The sequence below is a fragment of the Algoriphagus yeomjeoni genome, from assembly GCF_003259505.1.
Taxonomy (GTDB): domain Bacteria; phylum Bacteroidota; class Bacteroidia; order Cytophagales; family Cyclobacteriaceae; genus Algoriphagus; species Algoriphagus yeomjeoni.
In genome coordinates this window covers 276,828-278,108 of record NZ_QLLK01000008.1, presented here as the reverse complement: position 1 = coordinate 278,108, position 1,281 = coordinate 276,828, and the positions used below count along the sequence as shown (strand labels likewise).

Genomic DNA, 1,281 nt, shown 5'->3' with positions numbered 1-1,281 from the left:
TATAGTGGTTGCCGATACCCAATTGACAGCTGGTGAAACGAGCCAGGTGACGATTACTTTCTCAGAAGCGGTTACAGGATTTTCAAGTGCTGATTTAACGGTAGCCAACGGTAGTCTTTCCGGCTTGAGTTCATCGGATGGCGGGATTACCTGGACAGCAACCTTAACTCCAAGCGCTGGTATCACCGACGCGACCAATTTGATTACTTTGGATAATACTGGAGTCGCTGACCAGGCAGGAAATACAGGTTCAGGCACTACAAATTCCAACAACTACGCGATAGATAATGTCGCACCTACAGTAACCGATCCCGAAATCAGTATTTCAGGAGCATCAGGAACAGGTGGAGCTTTCAAAATTGGCGACACAGTCACTGCTACTTGGAACAATACCGCTGATGGGGATAATAATAGTGATGTCATCAGTTCTGTCACAATAAACTTCTCTCAATTTGGAGGAGAATCCGCAGTTGCTGCCACAAATAGTTCAGGAATCTGGACAGCCACTTACACCATTACTGCAGGAGCAATAGATGCCAGCAATAGAAATATTAGCGTCACAGCGAACGACAGTGCTGGGAATGCAACCACTACAGCAGATACAAGCAACGCCACGGTGGATAATATAGCCCCTTCAGTTTCTGTATTCAGTCCATTAAATAGTGCTATTGAAGTTGCTCTTCAGCCTACGCTGACCATCACTTTTGATCAAGAAGTGACTCTTGGAAATGCAGGGATATTTAAGCTTGGTAAAGTTGGTGAAGACGCCTGCACTATTGAATCCATTATAGAGTTTGACTTAAGTGATTCAGCAGTGAAATCACTGTTTGTGCTGTCCGAAGATAAACTTACACTTTCTCTGGAAATCACTGAGAATCTACCGCTGAATACGCAGGTGATTATGGAGATTCCAGCAGGATTTGTTTCTGATGCCGTGGGGAATTCATTTGCTGGATTTAGTGGCTATTCCTACACTTGGTCTTTTACGACAATCACCAAGAATTCCCAGATGATTACTTTCCCTGAGATTGGTGCCAAAACTTATGGAGATCCAACCTTCACTTTGGGCAATGCTGAAACTGATAGGGGATTAACGGTAACCTATACCGCCGCTGATCCAACAGTGGTTAATATTACAGGAAATCAGGCTACGATCCTGAAGGCTGGAAGTACCACGATTACTGCTACCCAAGAAGGTGATGAATCAAATTTTGCGGCTATGGAGGTGGAAAGAACGCTCACAGTAGGCAAGAAAGCGTTGACGATCACTGCCAATAACGA

The 1,281-nt window shown here is 44.6% G+C and carries 1 protein-coding gene; it reads left to right on the top strand.

Annotated elements, in window-relative coordinates:
- The coding region (locus tag LV83_RS14985) for an Ig-like domain-containing protein (RefSeq protein WP_211320489.1) at positions 1 to 1,281 on the top strand (1,281 nt) is incomplete at both ends.